Origin of the sequence: Mycobacterium sp. PSTR-4-N (genome assembly GCF_022348085.1) — a bacterium.
Lineage (GTDB): Bacteria > Actinomycetota > Actinomycetes > Mycobacteriales > Mycobacteriaceae > Mycobacterium.
The window spans coordinates 1-1685 of sequence record NZ_JAKRFN010000057.1; the positions used below are offsets into that span (position 1 = coordinate 1).

Sequence of the window (1685 nt, forward strand, 5' to 3'; positions counted from 1 at the left end):
CCGCTGATATAGATCGAGTTAGTCCTTCTCAAATGCCTCCGGAGGTGTCAGGAAGGGATCTGTAACCGATCTCTTTGGGGTCCGTATGTTGACGCGCGCGGACCTCCTGACACGCCCCGGAGGTGTCGTTGTGTCTGCGCATGTAGCTCCAGTCACGTCGTCCACGATTGTCGTTGCCGTCGATGTCGGCAAGACCTCAGCTGTGCTTTCGGTGACCGATGCAGCTCGCCATCGGCTGCTCACGCCGTCGGAATTCGCGATGACCGGATCGGGCCTGACCGCCGCGACTGCTCGCGCGATGGCTGTCACACCTGCCGCGGTGCAGGTCAAGGTGGGCGTGGAGGCGGCCGGCCACTATCACCGACCGGTGCTCGACCATCGATGGCCCGATGGGTGGGAAGTGTTGGAGCTCAACCCCGCTCAAGTCGCTGAGCAGCGCCGCGTGCAGGGGCGGCGCCGGATCAAGACCGACGTCATCGACCTGGAAGCGATCACCGAACTGGTACTGGCCGGCTACGGACGTCCGATCACCGATCGCGATGTCGTGATCGGTGAGATCAGCGCCTGGGCAGTGCATCGGAGCCGACGGGTCGCCACGCGTACCGCGACGAAGAATCAGCTGCTCGGCCAGCTCGACCGGGCCTTTCCCGGGCTGACACTGGCTCTGCCTGACGTGCTGGGCACCAAGATCGGCCGGCTGGTGGCCGCTGAGTTCACCGACCCGGCACGCCTGGCCGGGTTCGGGGTCAACCGGTTGATCCGCTTCGCCGCGACCCGCGACCTGCAACTACGCCGCCCCGTCGCCGAGCGTCTGGTCGCTGCGGCCCACGACGCCTTGCCGACCCGCGACGCCGTGATCGCGCGTCGGATACTGGCCGCCGATCTGGTGTTGCTGGACGATCTTGACGATCAAATTCAGTCCGCGGAGACCGCGCTGGGATCACTGTTGCCGCGCAGTCCCTATGCGACGTTGACCTCGGTGCCAGGCTGGGCAGTGGTACGGGTATCCAATTACGCTGCTGCTCTTGGCGATCCGAAGCGCTGGCCGGGACCCCGCCAGATCTACCGCGCGTCGGGGCTGTCCCCGATGCACTACGAATCCGCCCACAAACGCCGCGACGGCGGTATCAGCCGCGAAGGCAGCGTCGCACTGCGCCGCGCCCTGATCGACCTTGGCATCGGCCTGTGGCTCAACGAGCCGGCCGCCAAGAACTACGCCCGCGGGCTCAAAGATCGCGGCAAGCCCGGCGGCATCATCGCCTGCGCGTTGGCCCACCGTGCTAACCGCATCGCCCATGCACTTGTCCGCGACCACGCCACCTACGAGCCGACCCGCTGGGTCTAGAACCCCCATGCTCAGCACGAAAGGATCGACCAAACCCTTCCACCACCCTCGTCGGTAGTGCCACGCTAGAAGGGCGGGACGAAGGGCCGGATCAGATGCCGTATCCGCTATGGCGGGCCCTCACCGGTCACGCCGAGGTTAGCTTGGCACCCGGCCCTTCGCCTCCACGGCAGCCCGAACGACGCCAGATAACCCATACCGAGGTTGCATAAGTCAGCGTGGGCGCCAGGCACCTGCCCTCCCTCGGCAGCACCACCGACCACAGAAATCACGCCCCGCCCCGGGACGTCGGCCCACTACGGCCTCCACACCCCTTGACTCGACCTACAGCCAGCTAACC

The 1685-nt window shown here is 66.2% G+C and carries 1 protein-coding gene; it reads left to right on the top strand.

All coding sequences use genetic code 11. The annotated features are described in order from the left end of the window. Positions 1-130: 130 nt before the first annotated feature. Positions 131-1345: an IS110 family transposase gene (locus tag MHN84_RS29595; RefSeq protein WP_241207992.1), complete on the top strand. Its 1215-nt coding sequence runs from the start codon at positions 131-133 to the stop codon at positions 1343-1345. Positions 1346-1685 lie beyond the last annotated feature (340 nt).